Origin of the sequence: Bradyrhizobium guangdongense, assembly GCF_004114975.1 — a bacterium.
Taxonomy (GTDB): domain Bacteria; phylum Pseudomonadota; class Alphaproteobacteria; order Rhizobiales; family Xanthobacteraceae; genus Bradyrhizobium; species Bradyrhizobium guangdongense.
On the sequence record NZ_CP030051.1, the window covers coordinates 2,123,513 to 2,148,704 of the forward strand.

Here is a 25,192-nt window from a genome sequence, read left to right on the forward strand (position 1 = left end):
TGCGCCTGGCCTAGTTGCGCGCCGGCTCTTTCCACCGGTTGATGATGGCGCTCTTGATCCGGCCTTCCTCGATCCAGACTTTGGCCGTTCGGCCTTCGGTCGGGCAGCAACGCGCATCATCTTCGCCGATGCTGAGCCCGTCGATTTCGACATAGGACGTCGAGGCGTTTGCGTCCTGCTTGAAGCTTACGTTCTTGACCTGCGAAAACAGCGTGTCGTCGACCACGTTCTTTGCCAACGGTATCTTCCTGACCTGGGCAGCGGCCCGGAAGGGCTGCTTGACATAAAACGCGCTCGTTGATGTCGCCCAATTGTTGCCGCCGCCGCAGCCGTCGACACCGTAGACCCAGAACACGATGAATTCATCGACGGGTCCATTATAGTTGCTGGTTATCGTTCCGGTGGCCTTGAGCGAGAAGTTGCACCCCGCGGTCTCCTTCTTCAGGATCTGGAGCATCGTCACGAGGGTATCGGTAGATTGTGATCGCGCCGCACTCGGCGCCAGCATCGCCGCCGCCAACAGCAGCCAATAAAGTACGCGCTTCGACGAAATCATCGGTTCGCCCCCCAAGCAGGTGTCCGCGCAGTATTCGTGAGCGCAACGCGCTTGGCAATCGGCGGGCTACATCATCCCGGTCTCTTCCTCTTCCGCCTGCTCGATCAGTGCCTCGCTCACCATGATCTCGCCGCGCGGCACCACGAAGATCATCGTGCAGGCGCAGAGCAGCGAGATGGCGAGGACGGCGGAGGTGAGCGCCAGCGTGGTGGCCGAGTGGCCGCCGAGATAGGCGCCGAATTGCGACATCAGCGCGCCGATACCCTGTTGCAGAAAGCCCATCGCGCCCGAGGCGGTGCCGGCGGCTTCGGGACGGATGCTGATGGCGCCGGCCGCGGAATTCGCCATCACGAAGGCATTGCCGACCATCACGATCATCTGCGTGCCGAACAGCCAGCCAGGTGCTTCGTTCCAGCCGGTCAGACTCCACATCAGGTTCAACAGGCTGCCGCAAAGCTGCAGGGCGAGCCCGAACCAGATCAGCTTCTCCAGCGCGTGCCGCGGCGCAAAGCGCACGCAGAGCAGATTGCCGATCAGATACGCAAAGCCCGTCGTGGCGAACCACGCGCCGTATTCGGCGCTGGTCCGCCCCATCTGGGTCACGACGATGTAGGGACCGCCGCCGGCGAAGGTGAAGATGATCTGCGACGCCAGCACCTGGCACATCACATAGCCGATGAAGGCGCGGCTCTTGATCAGGCCGCCGACGTCGCTGCGAAAGCCGCCGCTGCCGACCGCTCGATCGCGACGCGTCTCCGGCAATGCGATGGCGATGCCGACGGCCACCGCAAGCGCACCGGCCGTGACGGCGTAGAAGATCGCGCGCCAGCCGAACGCGGTCTCGATCAGGCCGCCGGTGAGCGGCGAGACCATCTGGCCGATCATCAGGGCCGCGACCACGAGGCTGATCATGGAGGCAACGCGGTCGCGCTCATAGATGTCGCGGATGATGGCGCGGCTGATCACCATGCCGGAGGCGCCGCCGAGCGCCTGGAAGAAGCGCGCGGCGATCAGTTGCGGCAGGGTCTCGGTGAACATGCAGGCGACACTCGCCCCGACCATCAACGCGAGGCCGCCAAGCAGCACCGGGCGCCGGCCGAACTTGTCCGACAGCGGTCCCATGATGAGCTGCGACAGGGCGATGCCGACCATATAGAGCGACACCGTCATCTGCGCGATCGAGATGTCGCGACCGAACGTCGTTGCCAGCACGGGCAGCGCCGGGACCAGGATGTACAGCGAGATCGGGGCGACCCCTGTCATGACGACCAGAAGCAGCAACACCACGCGCGAGGTCGCGATGTTCTTCGTCGCCGCCTCCGGCGGCCCGCTGATCATGCCGTGCATCGCCGGACACTAGCCGTATCGCATCGCGAGCGAATACGGCCATTTCGGAATACGGCTATGCGCGCGGCGTCAAGGCGCGGCAGTCTTGGGACGGATTCAGGCCCGCAGCTCCGCCGTCGCTTGGTCGAGCCAGCTCTTCGTCGCCTCATCCAGCGCCGGCCGCACCTCGTCGCGGACACGCGCGTGGTAAGAATTGAGCCAGGCGAGTTCCTCCTTGCTCAGCATCGATGTGTCGATGAGCCGGCGGTCGATCGGCGCGAGCGTCAGCGTCTCGAACGCGTTCATCGACTTCTCGGCGCCCTTGATGCTGGCTTCGACCACCAGCTCGAGGTTTTCGATGCGGATGCCGAAACCGTCGGTCTTGTAATAGCCGGGCTCGTTGGAGAGGATCATGCCGCGCTTGAGCGGCGTGGTGCCGAGCTTCGAGATCCGCGCCGGTCCTTCGTGGACCGAGAGATAGCTGCCGACGCCGTGGCCGGTGCCGTGCTCGAAATCGACGCCGGCGGCCCAGAGATATTGCCGTGCCAGCGTATCGAGCTGCGCGCCGGTGGTGCCGTCGGGGAAGACCGCGCGGGCGATCGCGATATGGCCGCGCAGCACGCGGGTGAAGCGGTCGCGCATCTCCGCCGTCGGTTCGCCGACAGCCATGGTGCGCGTCACGTCGGTGGTGCCGTCTTCATATTGCGCGCCGGAATCGATCAGCAGGAGATCGCCGGGTACGATGCGCCGGTTGCTCTTGCGGGTGACGCGGTAGTGCACGATGGCGCCGTTCGGACCGGTGCCCGATATGGTCGGGAACGACACGTCCTTCAGCGCGCCGGTGTCGCGGCGGAACGTTTCCAGCGCTTCGACCGCGTCGATTTCGGTCAGCTTGCCGCTTGCCGCCTCGCGATCGATGAAGGCGAGAAAGCGCGCCAGCGCGATGGCGTCGCGACGGTGCGCGGTCTGCGTGCCCTTGATTTCGGTCGCGTTCTTGACCGCCTTCAGCAGCGCGATCGGATCGCTGCCGCGCACGGGCTTGCCGCCGGCGCCCGCGATCAGCCGGCTCAGGGCGTCGGCCGCGGTGGCGCTGTCGAGCGCGATTGCCCCGCCGCTTCTCGCCAGCGCCATCAGCGTCGGCGTCAGCGCATCGGGCTCGCGCACGTCGGCCGATTGCTCGAGATGATCGCGCGTCAGGTTCGAGAGCTTGCGGTGGTCGATGAAAACAGTGGGCCGCCCGACCTTGGGCACCACCGCATAGGACAGCGGCAGCGGCGTATGTGCGACGTCGGCGCCGCGGATGTTGAAGCTCCAGGCGACCGCATGGCTGTCGGACAGCACCAGGGCATCGGCGCCCAGCTTCTCGATCTCGGCCTTGATCTGCGCCAGCTTCTCGGCCTCCGCCACGCCCGCATATTGCAGGCCGTGGATCGCCACCGGCGCGATGGGCGGCTGCGGCCGGTCGTGCCAGACCGCATCGACCGGATTGCTGTCGACCGCCACCAGTTCGGCGCCCGCCTTGGCGCAGGCGGCGGAGAGCCGCTCGGCTGCCGCAAAAGTGTGCAGCCACGGATCAAATCCTAGGCGATCGCCTGATTTGAGATGCGCCGAGACCCAGCTCTCGGGAGGCGGATCGATTAGCGATTCCACCGCCCAGGCCTTGGCGTCGACCTGCTTGGCTGCCTGGATCGTGTAGCGGCCGTCGACGAACAATGCGGCTTCCTGGGCCAGCACCACGGCAAGGCCGGCCGAGCCGGTGAAGCCGGTCAGCCAGGCGAGCCGCTCTTCGGAGGGCGCCACATATTCATTCTGCTGCTGGTCGGCCCGCGGAACGACGAAGCCGCTCAATTTGCGGCGGGTGAGTTCTTCACGGAGCGCAGCCAGCCGCGCCGTCAATGCGACGCCGGCCTCCGGCTCCTCGAATGTCTGGAAGTGTGCTTCGAACATGGCTCAGTTTAGGATCATGGGGATCAGTCCGCAATCTAGACGCAATTGCCGTCTCATCTGGCATGGACTGTGCTTGAAAATGTTCCATTCGAATTGAGTGGAGTAATGGATGCGGCAGTTGCGCTTCGTCCGGATGTCGGGAAAATTCGAGCAAGTGGTTCGTCTCAACGGCGAGGGGACACACGATGCCAGCGTTCACCTTTGAGAAGATTTCGCCGCCGGTGCGCCGCGCACCCGCAGCCAAGACACCGAAAAAGCCGCGCGGCCTCATCAGCCAGATGATCGACCGCGTCGCCGAGCGTCGCGCCAGGCGCGCCTTGCAGGGCGAGCGCGCGATGCGCGGGGACGATAAGCCGGCGGAGTAGGGCAGCCTCGACAGTCTTGTAGCCTGGGCAAAGACGCAGAGCGCCGTGCCCACGGATTACCTCGTATCGGCGGACGAAAGTGGTGGGCACGCTACGCTTTGCCCACCCTACGAGAGCTCGCTCAATCCACTTTCCGCAGCAACAAACTGCTCCAGCCCTCGATCCGCAGATGCCGAAGCGGCACGAGGCCGCGCGCGCGGTAAGCGGCGATCACGGCGGGCGCCTGATGGGTCAGCAGGCCGGAGAGGATGACGCGAGCGCCGGGCGCGAGATGCCGGACCATCGGGCCCGCCAATTGCCGCAGGGGATTGGCAAGGATGTTGGCGAGCACCAGGTCGAACGGACCGCTCTTGGCAAAATCCGGCGCAGCGAAGCCGGTGGCGCGGATCACCCGCACATATTGGCCTGTTTCGTTCAGGGCTGCGTTCTCGGCCGCGACCCGTACAGAAGGCGGATCGATGTCGGAGGCCAGCACCCTCAGATGCAGCGCCTTGGCGGCTGCGATGCCCAGCACACCGGTTCCGGTGCCGAGATCGAGCACGCGCTTCGGCCGCGCATGTTTCAGGACATGGTCAAGCAGGAGTAAACAGCCACGCGTAGTGCCGTGGTGTCCGGTCCCGAAGGCGAGTGCCGCTTCGATCTCGATGGCGAGCTTGTTCGGCGCCACGCGGTCGCGGTCGTGGCTGCCGTGGACGACGAAGCGTCCGGCCGGGACCGGGACGAGGTCCTCCAGGCTCGCCTTGACCCAGTCCTTTGCCTCGACCGTGTCGAAGGCAAGCCTGGCGGCGACGTCATTTCCTGCTGAATTTGCAACGAGTTCGCGTAGGCCCGCCTGATCCGGCGCCGCGGCGAAATGCAGCGTGACGTCCCATTGCCCGTCCGGTCGCTCGAAGGCGGCGACCGCGGCATCGCCCTCGAAAAAGACCTCGGTCAACACATCGACCACGCGCCTGGCTGCGGCTTCGGTGCCGATCGAAAAGCTGGCGCGATGGGTAGGGGAAAGCTGCATCCTAAGGTTCCGTTGGTTTCAATTTGGGGAACTTTTCTTCCCAATTTTCCGCACAAGTTGCGGTTCCCGGCTTAACTCGATCGTAGGCGGTGCGACCGTACATTTCCGGATGATGGAGCTAACCGGCACATCCTTAAATGGAGATGGAGGCGAGTCTTGAAGCGCATGGTTTCGAAGTTCTGGTCCGATGAGTCTGGCGCGACTGCGATTGAATACGGGCTGATCGCGGCCGGTATCGCGCTGGCGATCATCACGGTGGTGAACAGCCTGGGCACCACGCTGAACGACAAGTTCACCTCGATTAGCAGCTCCTTGAAGTAATTTCTGCCTCCCATTTTCCGGCGGCGGCCACTTTCTTCATAGACGGCATTTTCGACGACCAGCCCGCCCAGAGGATTCTCCCTTGGCGGGCGAAGTCGTGTTGGGGGGAGCCCGAGGCGGTGATCGCTGCCTGTGTCCACGGGTTATCCACGCGTGACCCGGGGGGTCATCCACAGCCTCGTATCGGGCCTATCCGCCGCCCTCCCACAGTTTGGTTCGCGGCTTGTACCCAGGGGCCGCGACAGACTTCCACAGCTTCATCACAGCGCTGCGAGCAGGCCTGTCCACAGCCCGTCCACAGACCTATCCACGGCTTGCGAACAGCCTGCGGTGATCTCTCAGTATGGCCTGCGCTGCATTGTGGCCAGGGGCTCCGGTGACGCCGCCGCCGGGATGGGCCCCGGAGCCGCAATGGTAGAGCCCCTTCAACGGCCCGCGATAATCGGCATGGCCCAGCATCGGCCGCGCCGAGAACAGCTGGTTCAGCGTCAACGCGCCGTGGAAGATATCGCCGCCGAGCAGGCCGAATTGCCGCTCGAGATCGAGCGGGGACAGGATCTGGCGGCCGAGGACGCTCGCGGCAAAACCGGGCGCGTAGCTGTCCACCGTCGCGATCATGAGATCGGCAACCTCGTCGCGATGGTCGTCCCAGGACCTTCCATCGGGCAGTTCGGGCGCGACATGCTGGCAGAACAGGCTCGCGACGTGGTGTCCGGCAGGGGCGAGCGTGTCGTCGAGCGTCGATGGAATCAGCATCTCGACGATCGGCTGACGGCTCCAGCCCTGCGCCCGCGCATCGAGATAGGCTCGGTCCATATAGCCGAGATCAGGCGCCAGGATGATGCCGGAGGTGAGGTGATCGCCGTCGCCGGGTAGCGCGGCGAAGGAGGGCAGGCGGTCGAGCGCCACGTTCATGCGGAAGGTGCCGGAGCCGTTCTTCCAGCGGCGGATGCGGGCGAGGAAGTCCTGCGGCAGGGCGTCCGCCGCGACCAGCCGCGTGTAAAGCAGTTTTGGATTGACGTTGGCGGCCACATATTTTGCGCGGATCGCCGTGCCGTTCTCCAACACCACGCCGACGGCGCGGTCGCGCTCCACGATGACTTCGCGCACGCCGGCGTCGAGGTCGATCGTGACGCCCCTGGCACGCGCGGCGCGCGCCATGGCCTGCGTGATCGCGCCCATGCCGCCGATGGCGTGACCCCAGACGCCCTTCTTGCCGTTCACCTCGCCAAAGGCGTGATGCAGCATCACATAGGCGGAGCCGGCCGCATAAGGGCTCGCATAATTGCCGACGATGGCATCGAAGCCGAACAGTGCCTTGACCAGATCGTGCTCGAACCGCTCATCCAGCATCTCGCCGGCCGAACGCGTGAAGAGATCGAGCAGGCTGCGGCTTTGTTCCAGCCTCAGGCCGCGCAGGATATTGGCTGTCGTCAGTGCGTTCGCGGCCTCGCGGATCGCGCCAAGGCCAAAGCTGGCAAGCAGATTCGGCGGCGCGCGCAGCACGAACTGCCTGAGCACATCGGCGATATCCTCGAGCTCGCGCGAAAAGCCGTCGAGGGCGTCGGCATCGCGCGTACTGAGCCGCGCAACGGCGGCTTTCGTCCGGCCTTCGCCGGTGAGGAGGTAGTTGCCGTCCGGTGCGGGCAGAAAATTCTGCGCGCGCCGCTCGACGACACGCAGGCCCTGCTCTGCAAGCCCCAGATCGCGGATGACCTGCGGATTGAGCAGGCTCACCGTGTAGGCCGCGACCGAGTTGCGGAAGCCCGGATGAAACTCCTCCGTAACCGCGGCGCCGCCGACCACCTTGCGCCGCTCGACCACGCGCACGCGCAAGCCCGCGCTCGCGAGATAGGCCGCGCAAGTGAGGCCGTTATGGCCAGCGCCGATGATGACGACGTCGGTATCTGTCATGACTTCCTTGGCGTCATTCCGGGGCGATGCGCTGCATCGAACCATGGTGCGGGCTTTCGCACCGGAGAATCTCGAGGTTCCGGGCTCGATGCTCTGCATCGCCCCGGAACGACCGTCTAATAGCAAGCAGTCGCCGCGGCAACATCACGACACCATTTATTGCCCGTTCAGGCGCGGTGTGCTCCATTGCGCGCGCCCGGCGCCCGCCGGAAGTAAGCCGGAGCTCCCATGGATTCGATCGCGCAACCCGCCGCCGCGGAGCAGCCGTCCGCCTCGCGCAATAGGCTGCTGCTGATAATCTACACTGCAGCGATCTTCGTCAGCGCGCTCTTGCTGTTCTCGGTGCAGCCGCTGTTCACGAAAATGGTGCTGCCGCGGCTCGGCGGCTCGCCTGCCGTGTGGTCGGTGGCGATGGTGTTCTTCCAGTCGCTGCTGCTGGCGGGCTATGCCTATGCCCATCTGCTCATGCAGATCAAGAATCGTGTGGTCCCGGTCGTGGTCCATCTCGTGCTGCTGATCGCCGCCTTCGTCACGCTGCCGCTCGGCATCGCCAGCGCCTATGGCGAGCCGCCGGCGTCCGGCTACGCGTTCTGGCTGCTCGGCCTGTTCGTGACCTCGATCGGCCTGCCGTTCTTCGCGCTCGCCGCCAACAATCCGCTGCTACAGGCATGGTTCGTCCGGACTGGTCACCCTGATGGTCACGATCCGTACTTCCTCTATGCGTCCTCCAATATCGGCAGCTTCCTTGCGCTGCTGTCCTATCCGTTCCTGCTCGAGCCGATGTTCACGTTGCATGCGCAGAACCGGCTGTGGACCGGCGGCTACGGGCTTTTGATTCTGCTGATCGGGGCTTGCGGCGTGATGCTGTTGCGCTCGCCCAAGGTTGCGGAGGCCGATACACGGACCGATGACGCAAATGCTCCGGCTCCAGGCGTGGTGACTCGGCTGCGCTGGATCTTCCTTGCGGCCGTCCCCTCGGGCCTGCTGATCGCAGTCACGGCGCACATCTCGACCGACGTCGCGGCGGCGCCGCTGCTGTGGGTGCTGCCGCTGTCGCTGTATCTGCTGACCTGGGTCGTGGTGTTTCAGTCACGGCCGCTCCTGCCGCACAAATGGATGCTGATGCTCCAGCCGCTGGCGATCGCGGGGGTCATCTTCCTTCTTGCCTTCGGCGGCGAGCAGAATCTGCTGCTCACGCTCGGCGGCCATCAACTCTGCTTCTTCATCATCGCCATGGCCTGCCATGGCGAACTGGCGCGGACCCGCCCCGCGGCCAGATATCTCACCGGGTTCTATGTCGCGCTGTCATTCGGCGGCATGGTCGGCGGCCTCTTTGCCGGCCTCGTGGCGCCGTTCACGTTCTCCTGGATTGCCGAATATCCGATCCTGGTCGCGCTTGCCGCACTGTGCCGGCCGTCAGCGAACGAGCGTCTTGCTGGTCTCGTGAGATGGTATTGGCTGGCGCTTGCCTTGCTGGCGGCGGCGCTGGTGGTGCCATCTTATACCTCGGGCGATCTCTCGACCTGGTTCGAGGATCACCGCGTCTGGGTTGCCGGCGCCGTCAGCGTGCTTGCAGCGCTTCTGGCGCTCGCGCTCAATGCCGATCGCTGGAAGATCTTTGCCACCGTGGCGCTGGCGCTGGCCTTGACGCGGATTTATCCGGCCGACGAGGGCCGCGTCACCACCGTGCGCAGCTTCTTCGGCGTGCACAAGATCGTGGTGACGCCGGGCGGCTATTTCCACGTGCTGATGCATGGCACCACGATTCACGGCGCCGAGCGCTTCCGCAACAATGACGGCACGCCCGTCACCGGCCGGCCCGAGCCTATCACTTATTATCACAAGGACGGCGGCATCGGTCAGGCGATCACCGCGATCCGCGAGCGCAAGGGCGCTCCCTTGAAGGTCGCGGCGATCGGCGTCGGCTCAGGCACGCTCGCCTGCGCCGCTGCGCCCCGCGAGGACTGGAAATTCTTCGAGATCGACCAGTCCATGGTCGATGCCGCGCGTGACCCCAAGAACTTCCGCTACATCTCGAGCTGCCTGCCGGACCTGAAGCCGGTGATCGGAGATGCGCGCCTCACCTTTGCCAGGGAGCCCGACGGCATCTACGACCTCATCATCGTCGACGCCTATTCGTCGGATGCGATCCCGATTCACTTGGCGACCCAAGAGGCGATGAAGATCTACAAGGAGAAGCTCGCCCCGCATGGCGCCGTGGTGATGCACGTCTCCAACCGGCATCTCGATCTCGAACCTGTCGTGGTCGGCATTGCCGATGCCAATGATCTCAAAAGCTGGGTCTTTGATGAGGATTCCGGCCGCGACGCAGATTACATCTTCTCGACCGACGTCGTCATCTCCGCGCGCGAAGCCGATGACGTCGGCAGGCTGGCCTCTTCCAAGCAGTGGGAGGAGACCGACGCGGACGAGAAGGTGCGGGTCTGGACCGACGACTATTCCAACATCCTGGGTGCGCTGTATCGGCGCTTGCGGTTCGGAGAGCAGTAGCTCTTCGAGCTACCAGTCGAGGCTTACGGTTCGACCGGCGTCCCGGGCGGCAGCGCTATTCCCTTCTCGCCGGCGACCTGCCGCAACAGGTCCGGCCTGTCGGAGATGATGCCGTCGACGCCGATCTCGATCATCCGCGCCATGTCGTCGGGCTTGTTGACCGTCCAGACCACGACGCGCAATCCCTGCGCATGGGCCTCGGTGACGAGCGCCGCGGTGACGTCGCCGAAATAGGGAGACCATACTGCGCCGCCCGCGGCCTTGATCGTCCGCGGCAGCGAGCCGCCGTGATCGGCCGGGTTGAAGCCCGCCGTCCAGCTGGTGGCTTTATCGAGGGCGATCGTTGGCGCCGAGCCGCGCTGCAGTGTCAGGTACACCGTCGGAATGGCCGGAGCTTGCTGTTGGACGAGCAGCAGGGTTCGCCAGTCGAAGGACTGGATCATGACACGGTCGGAAAACTTTTCGTCCGCGATCACTCCCAGCAGCTTGGTGACGAATGCCTGAGGCTGCAGCGATTCATCGGGATGATCCGGATCGATCTTGGTCTCGATATTGAAGCGCACGCGTTCGTTGCCGGACTTGCGCACCAGCGCGAACAACTCCTCCAGGGTCGGAATGCGGGTGCCCGGCACTGCGCGCTGGTCGGGAAATTGCTTCGCATAGGCGCTGTCGGGCCGGATCCGGCCGACGTCGTAAGTTCTGACCTCGGCGAACCGCAGCTTCACGAAAGGCGTGCCGGGCGCCGCGACATAGGCGCCGTTCGGATCCCGCGCGAGATCGGGATTGAGCCCGCGCTCATGCGACACCACGACCTCGCCATCGGCGGTCACGCCGACGTCGAGCTCCAGCGTGTCCACGCCCATCGTGAGCGCGTTGGCAAAGGCCGGCAGCGTGTTTTCCGGCATCAGCGCGCGCCCGCCGCGATGCGCCTCGAGATCGAAAGCCATCGCTTTTCCGGTCATGGTTTGTCCTGTCGTGAGAACCGAAAGCACGGTCAGAATTGTCGCAATGCGTGAATGCATCTCGGTTCGCGGCCCAAATGAAAGGAAAAACATATGAAATCTTCGCTCGTTTCGTCCAGTCCCGCGGTTGACGGCGGCTGGAGAAAGCGGAAACTGTTCCGCAAAAAAGACCGGGAGCGATTTACATGCGGCTCACCTTCCTCGCAACGATGGCGGCTCTGATGGTCGGACAGGCGGCAGCCAAGGATGTGTTGTCGGGCGCGAGCCTCTATGCCGACGTGGCGCGCTATGCCTCCTTCGGCCTGCACCGCTTCGGCTCATCCGGCGATCGCGCGACGGCCGACTGGATCGCGGGCGAACTGTCCGGGGCCGGCTTCGCCATCAAGTTTCAACCCGTCGTGCTCGGCCGGCAATATGTCGTGGAGCGTGCCAGCGCCGAAGCCTCCGGCACCGCGGCCGAGGCGACGCCGTTCTGGTGGCCGCCGGAGGACAAGGCCAGCTTTCATCTGTCCGCGCCGCTCGCGCGGGAGGGCGATGTCGCCGGCAAGATTCTCTGGGTGGATCTGCCGTTCGATCGCGGCGCCTATCTTGGCCCGGCCCACCGTGCCGCGATCTCCGAGGCCGCAGCAAGGGGACCCGCTGCCATCCTGCTGACGATCGGCAATCCCGCCGATGACCGCTTTGCCTACAACGTCACGCAGGAGGACGCGCCCTGGCCGGTGCCGGTGATGGTGGTCGGCGCCAAGTCGCGTGCTCCATTCGATCGCGCACTCGCCTCGGGCGCGCCTGTGACGTTCGAGGTCAAAGGCCATTACGACCGCAACGTCTCGGGACGCAACGTCGTCGCGGAGACCGGCATCGGTCGCGGGCCCACCATCGTCGTCTCGACGCCCATGACCGGCTGGTATTCCTGCGTCTGCGAGCGCGGTCCCGGCATCGCCAACTTCCTCGCGCTGGCGCGCATTGCGGCGGCGGAAAAATGGCCGGCGCATTTCGTCTTCATCGCGACCGCCGGTCACGAGATCGGCCATGGCGGCATGGAGCTGTTCTTGAAAGACGGCGCGCCTGCGCCGAAGGACACGCTGGCCTGGATCCACTTCGGCTCGTCGAACGCGTGCTACGCGTTTGCGAACGGCGCGCGCACCGCAAGGCCCGAGGAAGAGCGCTATCTGGTGCTGAGCAAATCCGCCGTTGCGCTGACCGACGAGGCCTTCGTCGCGGTCGCGGCGAAACGTCTGGTGACGGAGAAGCAGGCGGTCGGCGAACTGCGCGACGTGCATGCGGCGGGCTATGCCAATTTCCTCGGCATGGCCGGCCGCCATCAAACCTTCCATACGCCCGCGGACGATCTCGGCGCGACCGGCCCCGAGATTCTCGAACCGGTCGCCCGCGCCTTCGTCGATGTCGTGCGGAAGATCGTCGAACGCGGCGACGCCGCGTTCAGGTAACGTCAGTTCTGATAGAAGTAGTTGCGCGGCTGATAATATTGGCGCGGCTGCGGCTGATAGTAATAGCCCTGCTGGCCATAGCCCTGGTCGTAAGTCTGCTGCGGCTGCGGCAGTTGCTGGTAGACCTGCGCGCCATACGGGCGGGTGATCGGGCGCGGCGCCGGGTAGCGCGCGCCGGTGTCGCTGCCGTCAGCGGGATAGATGTAATTGTCATCCTGCGGCATGTAGCGGCGTGCGGGTTGCATCGGCGGCGTCAGGTTCACGGGATCGCCTGTGGTTGCGTATTGCTGCTCGTCGGCGCCCTGCTGGGCGCGCGCGACCGCAGTGTTGGCGCGGCCGCGTGGGTTGCGGGCCAGCGCCACCTGTGCCGAGCCGGTCAGCGTCACCGTGGTGTTGAGCACGCCCTGATCCTGCACCAGCGCGTAGAGGGTCGAGGCGTTCTGGCGCGACAGCCGCACGCAGCCATGCGAGGCGGGCGTGCCCAATCGTCCGACCGAGTCGGTACCGTGGATGGCGTGCCCGGCCTTGGTGAAGAAGATCGAGTGCGGCATCGGCGCGTCGTCGAATTCCTTGGAATAGTGATCCTCTTCCATGCGGAAGGCGCGGAACGATCCGTTCGGCGTCTCGCGCGAGGGAATGCCTGTGGACACCGGCCAGTGGTAGCGGGTGACGCCGTCGACCGCGACGGTCATCTGCTGATTGTCCTTGTCGATGGTAATGTCGACCTTGGCTTGCGCGGTGCCCGCGCTCGCAAGCATCAGCGAAGTGAAAGCGATGAAAAATGCACGCATCTGACGTCTGGCCTCCGGCCTGTTCACGCTGGAGCATGATCCGGAAAAGTGTGTAGCGATTTTCCGAAAGGGATCATGCTCAAACCATAACACCGCGGCTCACCGTCCCCGGCGTGCACTATGCCTGCAATCCGGCTTTCGTTCCAGCGGCCTGCCTGCCCATCGTTAACGTGATGCCGGGCGTAAGCAAGGCCGCTTTGTGCCGCGCATCTCCCGGCGACGCTGACATTTTCGCGAGCGCGGCGTGCGTTCACAACGCCGACAATTCGTCACAAAGGCGCAACCATTTGGCCGCTTCGGACGTTGACCATGCCTGCCCTGACAGGCGGCTTCCGCCGCAATTATTCCCTTGGGATTGAAAATGAACAAAGCTCGTATCGCCGCCGCAGTCTTGCCGGCCGGCTTGCCCGTCCGCCTGCTGTTTGCAGCCGCTGCTGTCTTTCTCGCGCTGTTGTCTCTTCCGCACGCCAGTCACGCCCAGGGCATCGTCCGCGGCGCCCAGGAAGGCTCCTATGAAGGCAACCGGATTGCCGGTCCTGTGGGCGGCGCGGTCGGAGGCGTGGTCGGTGCCGGCGTCGGCGGCGCCGTCGGAGCGGTCGAGGGCGTGTTCGGCGTTCCCCACCATCGCTACTATCGCCATTGTCACGGCTATTACGACGGCTATCACCGCTTCCACTGCTATCGGTGAGGCTTCAGCTGTCATTCCGGGGTGCCCGAAGGGCGAGCCCGGAATGACAGCAAGGCTCAGTTCTTCAGCCGGTATCCCGTGCGGAAGATCCACCAGATCACGGCCAGGCACACCACGAGGAACGCCGCCGTCATGCCGATGGAGACGGACACGCTGACATCGGCGATTTCGTAGAAGCTCCAGCGGAAGCCGGAGATCAGGTAGACGACCGGGTTGAGCAGCGCCACGGTGCGCCAGGTCGGCGGCAGCATGTCGATGGAATAGAAGCTGCCGCCGAGAAACGTCAGCGGCGTCACCACCAGCATCGGGATCATCTGCAGCTTTTCGAAACCGTCGGCCCAGATGCCGATGATGAAGCCGAACAGGCTGAACGTCACGGCCGTCAACACCAGGAAGGCCAGCATCCAGACCGGATGATGGATGTGCAGAGGCACGAACAAGCCGGCCGTCGCGAGAATGATCAGGCCGAGGATGATCGATTTGGTCGCGGCGGCGCCGACATAGCCGAGCACGATCTCGAAATAGGAAATCGGCGCGGACAGGATCTCGTAGATCGTGCCGGTGAATTTCGGGAAGTAGATGCCGAACGAGGCGTTGGCGATGCTCTGCGTCAGCACCGAGAGCATGATCAGGCCCGGCACGATGAAGGTGCCGTAGCTGACGCCCTCGACCTGGCTGATGCGCGAGCCGATCGCGGCGCCGAACACCACGAAATAGAGCGAGGTCGAGACGACAGGCGAGACGATGCTTTGCAGCAGCGTGCGCCAGGTGCGCGCCATTTCGAACAGATAGATGGCGCGGATGGCGCGATGGTTCATGACGTCCTCACGAGGTCGACGAAGATGTCCTCGAGCGACGACTGGGTCGTGTCGAGATCGTTGAAGCGGATGCCGGCGGTGCGAAGGTCGCTGAGCAGGCTGGTGATGCCGGTGCGCTCGCCCTTGGTGTCGTAGTCGTAGACCAGCGTCGCGCCGCCGTCGCAAAGGTCGAGCTCGTATTGGGCGAGACTATCGGGCAGCGCGCCGAGCTTGCCCTGCAGATGCAGCGTCAGCCGCTTCTTGCCGAGCTTCTGCATCAAGGTGGTCTTGTCCTCGACCAGCACGATCTCGCCCTTGTTGATGACGCCGATACGGTCGGCCATCTCCTCGGCTTCCTCGATGTAATGCGTGGTCAGGATGATCGTGACGCCGGACTGCTGAAGGCCGCGCACCACCTCCCACATGCCCTTGCGCAGCTCGACGTCGACGCCGGCGGTGGGCTCGTCCAGGAACAGGATCTGGGGTTCGTGCGACAGCGCTTTGGCAATCATCACGCGGCGCTTCATGCCTCCGGAGAGCGTGATGATCTTGTTGTCCTTCTTGTCCCAGAGCGAGAGGTCTTTCAGCACCTTCTCGATGTGCGCAGGATTCTTCGGCTTGCCGAACAGGCCGCGGGAGAAGCTCACGGTCGCCCACACGCTCTCGAAAGCGTCGGTGTGCAATTCCTGCGGCACGAGGCCGATCAGCGAGCGCGCCTTGCGGTAGGAGGTCTGGATGTCCTCGCCGCCGACCAGGACACGGCCCTCGCTCGGATTGGCGATGCCGCAGATGATCGAGATCAGGGTGGTCTTGCCGGCGCCGTTGGGGCCGAGCAGCGCAAAGATCTCGCCGCGGCTGATCTCGAGATTGACGTTCTTGAGCGCCTTGAAGCCGGACCCATAGGTCTTCGACAGATTGGCGACGGAAATGATGGAGGACATGTGAGCCGGTCAGGGTGGGGAGGGAGGCGCCGGAGTCCGTACCTGGGCGGCGGAAGACCGGCGGAGCCCTGAAATAGGAAGGGCGTTGCCTGCCCGCAATTGCCCGGAGAAAAATGGTCTCAAAACAGGCCCTTCGGTGGCAGGTTTCGGGCAAGTGTTGCGCGATGGTCACGCATTGCGGCTAAGATCGCCGTTCACGCGCCTCTTTGTTGCGTCTGCGAGCAGGCCGTGGCTACGATTCCGGCCAATCGCCAAGCGTATGTCCCCAGGGAAACAATCGATGAGACCGAACGGCCGTCACACCGCCGGCGCCAGCCAGTTGCTCGCTCTCCGCATGTGGGCGATTTGCCTGCTCCTGCTGTCAGCTGTTGCCATGAGCCCGACCACCGCCAAGGCAGCGCCGAGCCAGGCGGCTGCGACCACGCACGTCTACCTGCTGCGCGGCGTGCTCAACATCTTCTCGCTCGGGCTCGACACGATCGGTGCCCGGCTCGAGGCGCAGGGCATCCCGGTGACGGTCGCCAACTTTGTCTCCTGGTCCTCGCTTGCCGATGAGGCCGCTGCGAATTACAGGGCCGGCCGCGTCAAGACCATCGTGCTGGTCGGGCACTCCTCGGGCGCGACCGCGCTGCCCGACATGATCGCCAAGCTCAACCACCTCGGCGTCCCCGTGAAGCTCGCGATCGGCCTCGACTCCGTGTTCAAGACCAAGCTGTCGACCGGTGCCGAACGCTACATCAACATCTATATCGGTGACGGTCCGGGCGAGCCGGTGCGGGCCGCTGCCGGCTTCCGCGGCAAGCTCGACAATGTCGACGTGCGCGGCAGCGGTGTCGGCCATATCACCATCGACAAGAACGAGGCGATCCAGCGCCGCGTGATCGCCGAGATCGACGCTGCCATCGCCCGCTCGCGCGGCCCGGCAGGCCCGATTGCTGCACCCGGCGCCGCTCCGCGGAGCGCGCGCTCGGCAGCGGCGGTGCCGCCGGCGAGGAACTAAAGCGGCGCGCGGCGCCGGATCAGGTTCCGTGCCCCAAATTCCACCCAATCGGCGCTCACTAAGCGCCGCGGTGGAGGGCGCTTGCCCTCCCGTGGTGGGACTGCGGGACTTGATGATTGATCCAAGGCGACTTGTGGTGTTGGCGGCGGTTGCGCTGCTCGCCTTGACCCCCGGATTGGCCGCGGCCTCGCCTGCCAAGTCAAAGCGCGCGGCCATGACTGCCGTGGTGCCGCCGCCTCCCACTCCGCCATTCGAGCCGCTGCCGCCACCGAAGATCTATCTGTTTCGCGGTGCGATGGGGCCGATCTTCTCGACCGGCATGGATCGGCTCAGCGAGAAGCTGACAAAGGCCGGCTTTTCGGCCGATGTCTACGAATTCACCCTGTGCCGGCTGATCGGCAACCGCGCCATCGCCAGCTACAAGGAAAGCCCGGCGCCGATCGTGCTGATCGGTCATTCCATGGGCGGGCTGTGCTCGGTGATCATCTCCGAGATGGCGGCCAAGGAGAACATTCCGATCAGCCTCGTCATCACCATCGACCCCGCGCATGCGACCGATGACGTGCCGCTCAATGTCGAACGCTTCATCAACATCTTCCTCTCCGACAGCGTGCTCGGCGGCGGCGACGTCGTGGCCGTGCCCGGCTTCCGCGGCCATTACGCGAGCTACGACCTGAAGGAGAACAGCCGCGTCTCTCACATCAACATCGAGAAGTCCGACGACATCCATCGCCAGATCATCGAGATGGTGACGCAGCTGCCGCGCATCTCGCCGCAGACCGAGGCCGATGCGGTGCCACTGCGCTATCTCGTTCCGGCCGATACGCTGGTCGAGTTGTGGGACAGCGGCGTGCGTCTGCCGGTACGCGCGGGAGATACGATGGAGAGCATTGCGGCTGCCAATCGCGTGCCGGTCTGGACGATCGCGCAAAGCAATTCGTTGCCCGAAAACGCAACGCTCACCCCGGGGCAGTCGATCATCGTGCCGCGGCACCTGGTGCCGCCGGAGCCTGCGGCCGCTGCTGCGATGGCGGTGCCGCCGCCGGCCGCACCTTCGGGGCGCAAGAAGTAGGTTTGCTCACACGTTCGAGCCGTGGATCGCGTCGATCACGGCGTCGGTGACGTCCTTGGTCGTCGCCTTGCCGCCGACGTCAGGCGTCAGCACGCCGGCCGCGCAGACCTGCTCGACCGCCTTCATCAAACGTGCGGCGGCATCCTTTTCACCGAGATGTTCGAGCATCTGCGCACCGGTCCAGAACGTCGCGACCGGGTTGGCGATGCCTTTGCCGGTGATGTCGAAGGCGGAGCCGTGGATCGGCTCGAACATCGAGGGGAAGCGGCGCTGCGGATCGATGTTGCCGGTCGGCGCCACGCCGAGGCTCCCGGCCAGCGCACCGGCGAGGTCGGAGAGGATGTCGGCGTGCAGATTGGTCGCGACGATGGTGTCGAGGCTCTTCGGGTGCAGCGTCATGCGCACCGTCATGGCGTCGACCAGCATCTTGTCCCAGGTCACGTCGGGGAATTCGGTCGCGACCTCGGCCGCGATCTCGTCCCACATCACCATGCCGTGCCGCTGTGCGTTCGACTTGGTCACCACGGTGAGGAATTTGCGCGGCCGCGACTGCGCGAGCTGGAAGGCATAACGCATGATCCTGCTGACCCCGACGCGGGTGAACACCGCGACTTCGGTGCCGACCTCTTCCGGCAGGCCCTTGTGCGCGCGGCCGCCCATGCCGGCATATTCGCCTTCCGAATTCTCGCGCACGATCACCCAGTCGAGATCGCCGACGCCGACATTGCGCAGCGGAGAGGCGACGCCCGGCAAAATCTTGGTCGGCCGCACATTGGCGTATTGGTCGAAACCCTGGCAGATCGGCAGCCGCAGGCCCCACAGCGTGATGTGGTCGGGCACGTCAGGGGCGCCGACTGCGCCAAAATAGATCGCGTCGAATTTCCTGAGCTCGGCGAGGCCGTCGGCCGGCATCATCACGCCGTGCTTCTTGTAGTAGTCAGAGCCCCAGTCGAACGTCTTGACGTTGAAGGCGAGATCGCCGCTGCGCTTGGCCAGCGCTTCCAGCACGCGCACGCCGGCCGAGATCACCTCGGGGCCGATGCCGTCGGCGGGAATGGCTGCGATCGAATGGGTGCGCATGGGAAGGCTCCGTTTGAGAGATCAATGGGATTGCGTGACGGCTTCGACGGGCGCGGTTTTCGCGCGCGACAATAGCAGGGTCAGGGCCGCGGAGAGAACCAGCAGGCCGCTGACGAAGTAAAGCCCGCCGATGAAGCTGCCGGTCTGGTCCTTGATCCAGCCGATCATGGCGGGACCGACGAAGCCGCCGAGATTGCCGATCGAATTGATGGTCGCGATGCCTGCGGCGGCCGCCGGGCCGGACAGGAACAGCGTTGGCATGCTCCAGAGCGGCGGTTTCGCCGAGGAGATCCCGATGTTCACCAGCGTCAGCGCAACGAGGACGGTGACCACTCCGGCTGCAAGGCCAGCATAGGCAAGGCCCGCGGCCGAGAGCAGGCAGGCAAGCACGACATGCCAGGTACGTTCGCCGGTGCGGTCTGAATGCCGCGCCCACAGCACCATGGCGACCACGGCAGCGGTTGCCGGCAATGCGTTGAGGAATCCGACCTGGAGCGAGGACAGGCCGAATTGCTTGATGATCTGCGGCGCCCAGACGCCGAGCGTATAGAGACCCGCCGAAGTGCCGAAATAGATCAGCGACAGTGCCAGCACGCGGGGATCGGCCAGCCCGCGCCAGATGCTGTGGCTCGCGGTCGCAGCTTTGCGCGTGGTCTCTTCGTTCATGGTCTCGACCAGCCAGCGGCGCTCGTCCTCGCCGAGCCATTTCGCCTTCTCGGGCCGATCGGTCAGGAGCGCCAGCACGACGAAGCCGAGCAGCACGGCAGGCAGTGCCTCCAGCACGAACAGCCATTGCCAGCCCTTGAGGCCGAGCATTCCGTCCATCTCCAAGAGCGCGCCCGAGACCGGCGAGCCCAGCACGGTCGAGAGCGGTGCGGCCGCCATGAACAGGGCGGTCACAGCGGCGCGCTGGCGTGCCGGGAACCAGTAGGAGAGATAAAGGATGATGCCGGGAAAGAAGCCGGCCTCCGCGACGCCGAGCAGGAAGCGCAGGATGTAGAAGCTGGTCGCGCCTTGCACGAACGCCATCGCCGCCGAGACGAGGCCCCACGTAATCATCACCCGCGCGATCCAGATTCGCGCGCCGACCTTGTGCAGAATGATGTTGGAGGGCACCTCGAACAGGAAATAGCCCCAGAAGAAGATACCGGCGCCAAAACCGTAGACGGTCGGCGACAGGCCGATGTCCTTGTTCATCGTCAGTGAGGCGAAGCCGATGTTGACGCGGTCGACGAAGGCCACGAAGTAGAGCAGCATGATGAAGGGAACGATGCGCCAGGTGATCTTGCGCAGCACGCGCGTCTGAATCTCGCTCGCCACCCTGGTCTCCCTATATGCGTTCTCGATGTGCGGCACCGAACCTAGGCGGGGGCGGGAGCCTGACTCAATTGGCGCTGGTTTATACAAAAAAATGATATAATCGTCCCATGGTCGCCCGACAGCCCGGGCATGGCGACTGGTGCAGGCGAGAGGATTTGCGAATGGAATTGCATCAGCTTCGATGCTTCGTGGCGGCGGCCGAGCAACTGCATTTCGGCCGCGCCGCACAGCATCTCCAGATGCTGCCGTCGGCGCTCGGACGTCAGATCAGGCTATTGGAAGAGGATCTGGGCACGCGGCTGTTCGCGCGCACGACCCGCGCCGTTTCGCTTACCGAGGACGGCGCGACGCTGCTGCGCGACGCCCGCGCCATCCTTGCCAAGGTCGAAGCCGTCGAGAGCAACTTGCGCAACCGCTCGCGCGCGGGCGCGGCGCGGCGGCTGCGGATCGGTGCCATCGACAGCGCCGCAGCGGGGCTGCTACCGCCGCTCTTGCGCGACTTCCGCGCCGGGAATCCGGATATCTCAGTCCAACTCCTGGAAGACAAGACCGTCCGGTTGCTGCCAAAGATCCTGACCGGTGCGCTCGATCTCGCCTTCGTCCGACCGCCCGACCGGCCGGACAAGCGGCTGGAGTTTCGCCCGTTGCTCCAGGAGACCGCGATCGTGGCCTTTCCGCAGCGCCATGCGCTCGCCGCGCGGAAGTCGGTGATGCTGGCCGACATCGCCGACGAAGCGATGCTGGTGCCGGACCGCCGCTCGCGGCCGCACAGCCACGACCTCACGGTCAAGCTGTTCGAGCAGGCCGGGCTGACGCCGCGCATCGTGCAGGTTGCAGACGAGAAACAGACCATCATCAACCTGGTCGCAACGAAGCTCGGCGTTGCGATCGTGCCGCGCTGGACCACGCGGATGGCGGTCTCGGGCGTGCGCTTCGTGCCGCTCCGTCCCAAGCAGAGCGGTCCCGTCGGCCGGCTGCCGCTGGCCGCAGCCTGGCTGCGCGGCTCGCGCGATCCGGCTCGCGACGCCATGCTGTCGGTGCTGGAGGCGCGCCTGCGCAGCTATGCGCGGGAGGCGTGAGCGGTTATGACACTGACGTGGACAAACAGTGAGATACGATGACGGATCAGAATGCTTCAAGCGAATTGCGGGTGGCGATTGCAGGCCTCGGTTCGATCGGCACAAAGGTAGCAAGCGCGCTCGATCAGGGCATCGAGGGATTGGCGCTGTCGGCGCTGGCAGTGCGCGATCCCGCCAAGCACCAGGCGTTTCTCGGCGGCCTGCGCCATCCGCCGCAAATCCTGCCGATCGATCGGCTCGGCGACGCCGCCGATATCGTGGTGGAATGCGCACCGAGCAGCCAATTGCGAGGGATCATCGAGCCAGCGGTGAGACGCGGCAAGTCCGCGGTCGTGGTCAGCGTCGGCGGGCTGCTCGACAATTACGATCTGGTTGATCTCGCCCGCGCCAATGGCGGCCGCATCCTCGTGTCGACAGGCGCGCTGATCGGACTTGATGCGGTGAACGCCGCCGCGATCGGAACCATCCATTCGGTGAAGATGGTGACGCGCAAGCCGATCGATGGACTCAAGGGCGCGCCGTTCATCGTTCAGAACAACATCGACATCGACAATCTGCGCGAGCCGCTGAAACTGTTCGAGGGCAGCGCACGCGACGCGGCGAAGGGCTTTCCGGCCAATGTCAATGTCGCGGTTGCGCTGTCGCTGGCGGGCATCGGACCCGATCGTACTCAGATCCAGGTTTGGGCCGACCCGACGGTGACGCGCAATGTTCATCGTATCGAGGTCGAAGCGGATTCGGCGCGGTTCTCGATGAGTATCGAGAACATCCCGTCCGAAAATCCCAAGACCGGTCTGATCACCGCGCTGTCCGTGATCGCGCTGCTGCGCAAGCAGCGCGCCACGCTGTGCGTGGGGACGTGATCCTTACGCCCCCGTCACGCGCCAGATCACGTTGCCGACGTCGTCGGCCATCAGCAGCGACTTCTTGTCGGGGCCGATCACGACACCGACCGGTCGGCCGTAGGATTCCTTCTCGTCGGGGGACAGGAAGCCCGACAGGATGTCGCGCGAAGGGCCGGACGGCTTGCCGTTCTCAAACGGGACGAACACCAGCTTGTAGCCGGACAACTTGCTGCGATTCCACGAGCCGTGCTGGCCGATCACCATGCCGTCTCCGAAGCCGGGCAGGGTCCCTGCCGGCATCCAGCACAGGCCGAGCGACGCGGTGTGGCCGCCGAGCGCGTAGTCCGGCTGCAGCGCTTTCGCGACCATCGCCGGATCCTGCGGCACGCGGTCGTCGATCGTCTTGCCCCAGTAGCAATAGGGCCAGCCGTAGAAGCCGCCATCGCGCACCGAGGTCAAATAATCCGGCGGTGTCTCGTCGCCGAGCCCGTCGCGCTCGTTGACCACCGTCCAGAGCACGCCCGTCGTCGGCTCCCAGGCAAGCCCGACCGGATTGCGCAGACCGGCGCCAAAAATGCGGTGCGTGCCGGCGACGAGGTCGAGTTCGTAGATTGCGGCGCGGCCCTCCTCGACCTCCATGCCCATCTCGGCGATGTTGCTGAGCGAGCCGACGCCGGCATAGAGCTTCTTGCCGTCGGGGCTGGCGAGCAGGCTGCGGGTCCAGTGGCCGCTGGGCTTGAAATTGGTGAGCCGCTTGCCCGGTGCAGTGATGCGGTCGGCATTGGCGACGTAAGGAAACGCCATCACGCCGTCGGTGTTGCCGACGTAAAAGGTGTCGCCGACCAGCGCCATGCCGAACGGCTGGTTGAGGTTCTCCATGAAGGCGCCGCTAACTTCCGCAACGCCGTCGCCGTCCTTGTCGCGGAGCAGCGTAATACGGTTGGCCGAGACGCCGAGCGCCGCGGCGCGGCGCATCGTTGCCTGCATGGCGTAGTGAAATACGCTGCGCGGGGGACCCGCGACCTGCGTCGCCTCCGCGATCAGCACGTCGCCATTGGGCAGCACCTCGATCCAGCGCGGATGATCGAGGCCGGTCGCGAACGCGTTGACCTTGAGCCCGGCCGCGACGGTCGGCTTTTGCCCTTGGCTCCAGCCGCGTGCAGTCGGCATCTTCAGGGTCGGGATCGCGCCTTGCGGCTTGGCTTCGGGAATGGCGGGCGTCTGGCCCCAGGCCGGTGCCGGCTCGGTGCCGGTCAGCTTCCGCCATTGCAGCGCAATGCCGCCGAGAACCGCGACGAATTGCGCGAAGATGCTGGAAAAGGTCATGCGAAGCCCCTGTTTGCGGGCGCATCCAACTGGCTGTCGGGGCAGACGTCAACCTGTGCGGTACGCCGATCCGGCCTATTCCCTGGGAATGGCAGCCGATCAAATTTGCATGGAGAGGCGCGAAGCAGTTCCTCCCGGGAGTAATAGCAACGCTGCTCAGGGAAGGCTTTAGCGCTCGCGCGCTATCACTGCGGCGATGTGAACGGAATGATCATCGGCACGCGGCGGCAATAGGCGCCGTAGGCGTCTTCGCCGAGCTCCTTCGACAGGAACACCTCTTCCATCCGGCCCTTCTGCCACATGCCGAGCGAGATCAGGATGGCGCCCAGGATCGTCGTGACCAGGCCGATCGCGAATCCGGTGACCAGCATGCCGAAGATCAGGCCGGTGTAGATCGGGTGGCGCACGATGCCGTAGGGGCCGGTATCGATGACGCGGTGGTCTTCCTTGTGGGTGATGGTGTTGGACCAGAATTTCCCGAGATGCAGCCGACCCCACCAGGCGAAGGCGATGCCGGCGACCGAGAGCAGCGCGGCGATGGTGATGCCAGTGTTGCCGAGCACCCAGAGCGGCTTCCAGCCCAGGATCTCCGCAATGAATGGCGTGTAGAGGATGCCGCCAATCAGGATCGGCAGGCTATAGCGCTGCGATTCCCGCGTCATCACCTGCTTCTTGGTCCGCCCCTGCCAGAACGAGGCGCCCACCCAGCTAGCGAGAAAGGCAAGCCAGATCAGGGCCAGGAGTTCGGTCGGCCAGGTCGTGGTCCAGCCACCCCAGGCCACGGAGAGAAGCTTGCTGAAATCGAAGGACATGCGGAAAGGTTCTTTGCTTTGGGCGGCAGATCAGCTCGCGCGCGAGGAGAGCGCGTGATGCTTGATGGTGCCGGTGGGCTGCTGGCCGTTGCGGGCGAGCAGATGGGTGATGGTTTCGCGCAGCACCGGTTCGATCGGTCGCGGCGCATAGCCGAGCTCGGTACGCGCCTTGCCGATCGACAGGTCGCTGGCGGCAAGCGCGATGCGGACGCCTTCGGCAGTGCCGTTGGGCGGCCGGCGCGTGAAATGATCGGAAATGAATTCGAGCATGATCGCGGAAAGCTCAGCGATCCGGCCGGGCACGACGATAGGAAACTGGCGGCGACCGCTCATCGCCGACATCATCCGCAGGATGCGCCCGAGCGGAACGCAGTCGCCGCCGAGAATATAGCGCTGACCGATGCGGCCGCGTTCCATGGCGAGCACGAGGCCCGTGGCGACGTCGCGCACGTCGACCAGGTTCACCAGGAAGTCGAGATGCGGCTGCACCTTCTTCTGGAGGAAGTACCAGAGCATCGCGGTCGGCGGCGTCAGATTGTGGTCGGCAGCGCCGATCGGCATGGTGGGCGTGCCGATCACGAGCGGGAAACCCGCTGCGGCCGCTTTCGCGGCGTGATGCTCGGCGAGCGATTTCGACCGCGTATAGGCGCCGGGCATCGCCTCGGCCGGCTGCAGCGCTTCTTCGGCGGCAACGCCATTCAGGCTGGAGTAGGGGAACAGGATCGATTCCGTCGAACAGTGCAGGAAGCGCGACACGCCGCGCTTCATCGCCGCCGCCAGCACGATCTCGGTGCCGCGGAAATTGACGTCGTGAAAATCCTGCTTGTTGGCGACCCACATGCCGGGCAGGCCGGCCAGGTGATAGACCTGATCGACGCCGGCGAGCGCGGCATCGACCGCGGCGGCGTCGAGAACCGAGCCTGTCACGTAGTCGACGTCGGCACAGGGTGCGGCAGGCGGTCGCACGTCGAGCACACGCACCCGCTGCTCCCTGCCGCGGAGCGCTTCGACGAGATGATGTCCGATGAAGCCGCTGCCACCGGTAACCAGTACGAGAGCCATGAAGTAGGTTGCTATTATTC

General features: G+C 65.0%; 23 protein-coding genes. 9 read left to right on the plus strand and 14 right to left on the minus strand.

Going from position 1 to position 25,192, the window contains the following annotated elements:
- Positions 1–10 precede the first annotated feature (10 nt).
- From X265_RS10185 to X265_RS10195, 3 genes are all read right to left on the minus strand, one after another.
- Positions 11–556 carry a hypothetical protein gene (locus X265_RS10185; protein WP_128964708.1) on the minus strand — a complete coding sequence of 182 codons (546 nt, stop codon included), beginning with the start codon at positions 554–556 and terminating at the stop codon, positions 11–13.
- A 66-nt stretch (positions 557–622) separates the two neighbouring features.
- The gene (locus X265_RS10190) at positions 623–1,903 is read right to left on the minus strand and encodes a multidrug effflux MFS transporter (RefSeq protein ID WP_128964709.1); all 1,281 of its coding nucleotides are present in this window, start codon (positions 1,901–1,903) and stop codon (positions 623–625) included.
- Positions 1,904–1,999: 96 nt separating this feature from the next.
- Complete coding sequence (locus X265_RS10195; RefSeq protein WP_128964710.1) at positions 2,000–3,829, minus strand: aminopeptidase P family protein; 1,830 nt, start codon at positions 3,827–3,829, stop codon at positions 2,000–2,002.
- Between the two features lie 185 nt (positions 3,830–4,014).
- On the opposite strand from X265_RS10195, the gene X265_RS10200 reads away from it, so the two are divergent.
- On the plus strand, positions 4,015–4,194 hold the full coding sequence (locus tag X265_RS10200; protein WP_128964711.1) for a hypothetical protein: 180 nt from the start codon (positions 4,015–4,017) through the stop codon (positions 4,192–4,194).
- A gap of 121 nt (positions 4,195–4,315) precedes the next feature.
- Here X265_RS10200 and X265_RS10205 read toward each other — a convergent pair whose 3' ends face one another.
- On the minus strand, positions 4,316–5,203 hold the full coding sequence (locus tag X265_RS10205; protein ID WP_128964712.1) for a 50S ribosomal protein L11 methyltransferase: 888 nt from the start codon (positions 5,201–5,203) through the stop codon (positions 4,316–4,318).
- 165 nt (positions 5,204–5,368) lie between these two features.
- On the opposite strand from X265_RS10205, the gene X265_RS10210 reads away from it, so the two are divergent.
- Positions 5,369–5,524 (plus strand): Flp family type IVb pilin, encoded by a 156-nt coding sequence (locus X265_RS10210; RefSeq protein WP_128969196.1) that lies wholly within the window; start codon positions 5,369–5,371, stop codon positions 5,522–5,524.
- Between the two features lie 303 nt (positions 5,525–5,827).
- Here X265_RS10210 and X265_RS10215 read toward each other — a convergent pair whose 3' ends face one another.
- Complete coding sequence (locus X265_RS10215) at positions 5,828–7,438, minus strand: phytoene desaturase family protein (RefSeq protein WP_128964713.1); 1,611 nt, start codon at positions 7,436–7,438, stop codon at positions 5,828–5,830.
- A 228-nt stretch (positions 7,439–7,666) separates the two neighbouring features.
- Between X265_RS10215 and X265_RS10220 the strand changes: the two genes are divergently transcribed.
- Positions 7,667–9,949 carry a spermidine synthase gene (locus X265_RS10220; RefSeq protein WP_128964714.1) on the plus strand — a complete coding sequence of 761 codons (2,283 nt, stop codon included), beginning with the start codon at positions 7,667–7,669 and terminating at the stop codon, positions 9,947–9,949.
- A 23-nt stretch (positions 9,950–9,972) separates the two neighbouring features.
- Here the strand turns inward: X265_RS10220 and X265_RS10225 are convergent, their stop codons facing one another.
- A complete protein-coding gene (locus tag X265_RS10225; RefSeq protein WP_244659233.1) occupies positions 9,973–10,911 on the minus strand; it encodes a glycerophosphodiester phosphodiesterase in 939 nt (312 codons plus the stop codon).
- Positions 10,912–11,096: 185 nt separating this feature from the next.
- Here X265_RS10225 and X265_RS10230 point away from each other — a divergent pair, with 185 nt between their 5' ends.
- Complete coding sequence (locus tag X265_RS10230; RefSeq protein WP_128964716.1) at positions 11,097–12,359, plus strand: hypothetical protein; 1,263 nt, start codon at positions 11,097–11,099, stop codon at positions 12,357–12,359.
- 2 nt (positions 12,360–12,361) lie between these two features.
- On the opposite strand, the gene X265_RS10235 is transcribed toward X265_RS10230, so the two are convergent.
- On the minus strand, positions 12,362–13,150 hold the full coding sequence (locus tag X265_RS10235; protein ID WP_164938503.1) for a L,D-transpeptidase: 789 nt from the start codon (positions 13,148–13,150) through the stop codon (positions 12,362–12,364).
- A gap of 361 nt (positions 13,151–13,511) precedes the next feature.
- Here X265_RS10235 and X265_RS10245 point away from each other — a divergent pair, with 361 nt between their 5' ends.
- Positions 13,512–13,838: a hypothetical protein gene (locus X265_RS10245; protein WP_128964718.1), complete on the plus strand. Its 327-nt coding sequence runs from the start codon at positions 13,512–13,514 to the stop codon at positions 13,836–13,838.
- 56 nt (positions 13,839–13,894) lie between these two features.
- Here X265_RS10245 and X265_RS10250 read toward each other — a convergent pair whose 3' ends face one another.
- Together X265_RS10250 and X265_RS10255 are read right to left on the minus strand one after the other, a co-directional pair.
- Entirely contained in the window at positions 13,895–14,656 is a 762-nt protein-coding gene (locus tag X265_RS10250; RefSeq protein WP_128964719.1) for an ABC transporter permease, read from the minus strand.
- Complete coding sequence (locus X265_RS10255) at positions 14,653–15,576, minus strand: ABC transporter ATP-binding protein (protein WP_128964720.1); 924 nt, start codon at positions 15,574–15,576, stop codon at positions 14,653–14,655. The genes X265_RS10250 and X265_RS10255 overlap by 4 nt, the downstream gene beginning before the upstream one ends.
- A 280-nt stretch (positions 15,577–15,856) precedes the next feature.
- Between X265_RS10255 and X265_RS10260 the strand changes: the two genes are divergently transcribed.
- Positions 15,857–16,576, plus strand: a complete 720-nt coding sequence (locus tag X265_RS10260) for a hypothetical protein (RefSeq protein ID WP_128964721.1) — start codon at positions 15,857–15,859, stop codon at positions 16,574–16,576.
- Positions 16,577–16,688: 112 nt separating this feature from the next.
- Positions 16,689–17,648, plus strand: a complete 960-nt coding sequence (locus tag X265_RS10265; RefSeq protein WP_128964722.1) for a LysM peptidoglycan-binding domain-containing protein — start codon at positions 16,689–16,691, stop codon at positions 17,646–17,648.
- 6 nt (positions 17,649–17,654) lie between these two features.
- On the opposite strand, the gene X265_RS10270 is transcribed toward X265_RS10265, so the two are convergent.
- Complete coding sequence (locus tag X265_RS10270) at positions 17,655–18,728, minus strand: tartrate dehydrogenase (RefSeq protein WP_128964723.1); 1,074 nt, start codon at positions 18,726–18,728, stop codon at positions 17,655–17,657.
- A 21-nt stretch (positions 18,729–18,749) separates the two neighbouring features.
- Positions 18,750–20,048, minus strand: a complete 1,299-nt coding sequence (locus tag X265_RS10275; protein ID WP_128964724.1) for an MFS transporter — start codon at positions 20,046–20,048, stop codon at positions 18,750–18,752.
- A 161-nt stretch (positions 20,049–20,209) separates the two neighbouring features.
- Between X265_RS10275 and X265_RS10280 the strand changes: the two genes are divergently transcribed.
- Positions 20,210–21,127: a LysR family transcriptional regulator gene (locus X265_RS10280; RefSeq protein WP_128964725.1), complete on the plus strand. Its 918-nt coding sequence runs from the start codon at positions 20,210–20,212 to the stop codon at positions 21,125–21,127.
- Between the two features lie 38 nt (positions 21,128–21,165).
- Complete coding sequence (locus X265_RS10285; protein ID WP_128964726.1) at positions 21,166–21,990, plus strand: aspartate dehydrogenase; 825 nt, start codon at positions 21,166–21,168, stop codon at positions 21,988–21,990.
- Between the two features lie 3 nt (positions 21,991–21,993).
- Here the strand turns inward: X265_RS10285 and X265_RS10290 are convergent, their stop codons facing one another.
- The 3 genes from X265_RS10290 to X265_RS10300 form a co-directional block, all read right to left on the minus strand.
- Positions 21,994–23,298 (minus strand): PQQ-dependent sugar dehydrogenase, encoded by a 1,305-nt coding sequence (locus X265_RS10290; RefSeq protein ID WP_128964727.1) that lies wholly within the window; start codon positions 23,296–23,298, stop codon positions 21,994–21,996.
- Between the two features lie 185 nt (positions 23,299–23,483).
- A complete protein-coding gene (locus X265_RS10295) occupies positions 23,484–24,110 on the minus strand; it encodes a methyltransferase family protein (protein WP_128964728.1) in 627 nt (208 codons plus the stop codon).
- A 30-nt stretch (positions 24,111–24,140) separates the two neighbouring features.
- Entirely contained in the window at positions 24,141–25,172 is a 1,032-nt protein-coding gene (locus X265_RS10300) for an NAD-dependent epimerase/dehydratase family protein (RefSeq protein WP_128964729.1), read from the minus strand.
- Positions 25,173–25,192: the final 20 nt, after the last annotated feature.

Coding starts and splice junctions, on each gene's coding strand:
- X265_RS10190 (WP_128964709.1), bottom strand. CDS start 1,903: ATGCACGGCATGATCAGCGGGCCGCCGGAGGCGGCGACGAAGAACATC.
- X265_RS10200 (WP_128964711.1), top strand. CDS start 4,015: ATGCCAGCGTTCACCTTTGAGAAGATTTCGCCGCCGGTGCGCCGCGCA.
- X265_RS10220 (WP_128964714.1), top strand. CDS start 7,667: ATGGATTCGATCGCGCAACCCGCCGCCGCGGAGCAGCCGTCCGCCTCG.
- X265_RS10205 (WP_128964712.1), bottom strand. CDS start 5,203: ATGCAGCTTTCCCCTACCCATCGCGCCAGCTTTTCGATCGGCACCGAA.
- X265_RS10295 (WP_128964728.1), bottom strand. CDS start 24,110: ATGTCCTTCGATTTCAGCAAGCTTCTCTCCGTGGCCTGGGGTGGCTGG.
- X265_RS10235 (WP_164938503.1), bottom strand. CDS start 13,150: ATGCGTGCATTTTTCATCGCTTTCACTTCGCTGATGCTTGCGAGCGCG.
- X265_RS10185 (WP_128964708.1), bottom strand. CDS start 556: ATGATTTCGTCGAAGCGCGTACTTTATTGGCTGCTGTTGGCGGCGGCG.
- X265_RS10255 (WP_128964720.1), bottom strand. CDS start 15,576: ATGTCCTCCATCATTTCCGTCGCCAATCTGTCGAAGACCTATGGGTCC.
- X265_RS10215 (WP_128964713.1), bottom strand. CDS start 7,438: ATGACAGATACCGACGTCGTCATCATCGGCGCTGGCCATAACGGCCTC.
- X265_RS10245 (WP_128964718.1), top strand. CDS start 13,512: ATGAACAAAGCTCGTATCGCCGCCGCAGTCTTGCCGGCCGGCTTGCCC.
- X265_RS10225 (WP_244659233.1), bottom strand. CDS start 10,911: ATGACCGGAAAAGCGATGGCTTTCGATCTCGAGGCGCATCGCGGCGGG.
- X265_RS10230 (WP_128964716.1), top strand. CDS start 11,097: ATGCGGCTCACCTTCCTCGCAACGATGGCGGCTCTGATGGTCGGACAG.
- X265_RS10210 (WP_128969196.1), top strand. CDS start 5,369: ATGGTTTCGAAGTTCTGGTCCGATGAGTCTGGCGCGACTGCGATTGAA.
- X265_RS10195 (WP_128964710.1), bottom strand. CDS start 3,829: ATGTTCGAAGCACACTTCCAGACATTCGAGGAGCCGGAGGCCGGCGTC.
- X265_RS10300 (WP_128964729.1), bottom strand. CDS start 25,172: ATGGCTCTCGTACTGGTTACCGGTGGCAGCGGCTTCATCGGACATCAT.
- X265_RS10270 (WP_128964723.1), bottom strand. CDS start 18,728: ATGCGCACCCATTCGATCGCAGCCATTCCCGCCGACGGCATCGGCCCC.
- X265_RS10260 (WP_128964721.1), top strand. CDS start 15,857: ATGAGACCGAACGGCCGTCACACCGCCGGCGCCAGCCAGTTGCTCGCT.
- X265_RS10265 (WP_128964722.1), top strand. CDS start 16,689: ATGATTGATCCAAGGCGACTTGTGGTGTTGGCGGCGGTTGCGCTGCTC.
- X265_RS10250 (WP_128964719.1), bottom strand. CDS start 14,656: ATGAACCATCGCGCCATCCGCGCCATCTATCTGTTCGAAATGGCGCGC.
- X265_RS10280 (WP_128964725.1), top strand. CDS start 20,210: ATGGAATTGCATCAGCTTCGATGCTTCGTGGCGGCGGCCGAGCAACTG.
- X265_RS10290 (WP_128964727.1), bottom strand. CDS start 23,298: ATGACCTTTTCCAGCATCTTCGCGCAATTCGTCGCGGTTCTCGGCGGC.
- X265_RS10285 (WP_128964726.1), top strand. CDS start 21,166: ATGACGGATCAGAATGCTTCAAGCGAATTGCGGGTGGCGATTGCAGGC.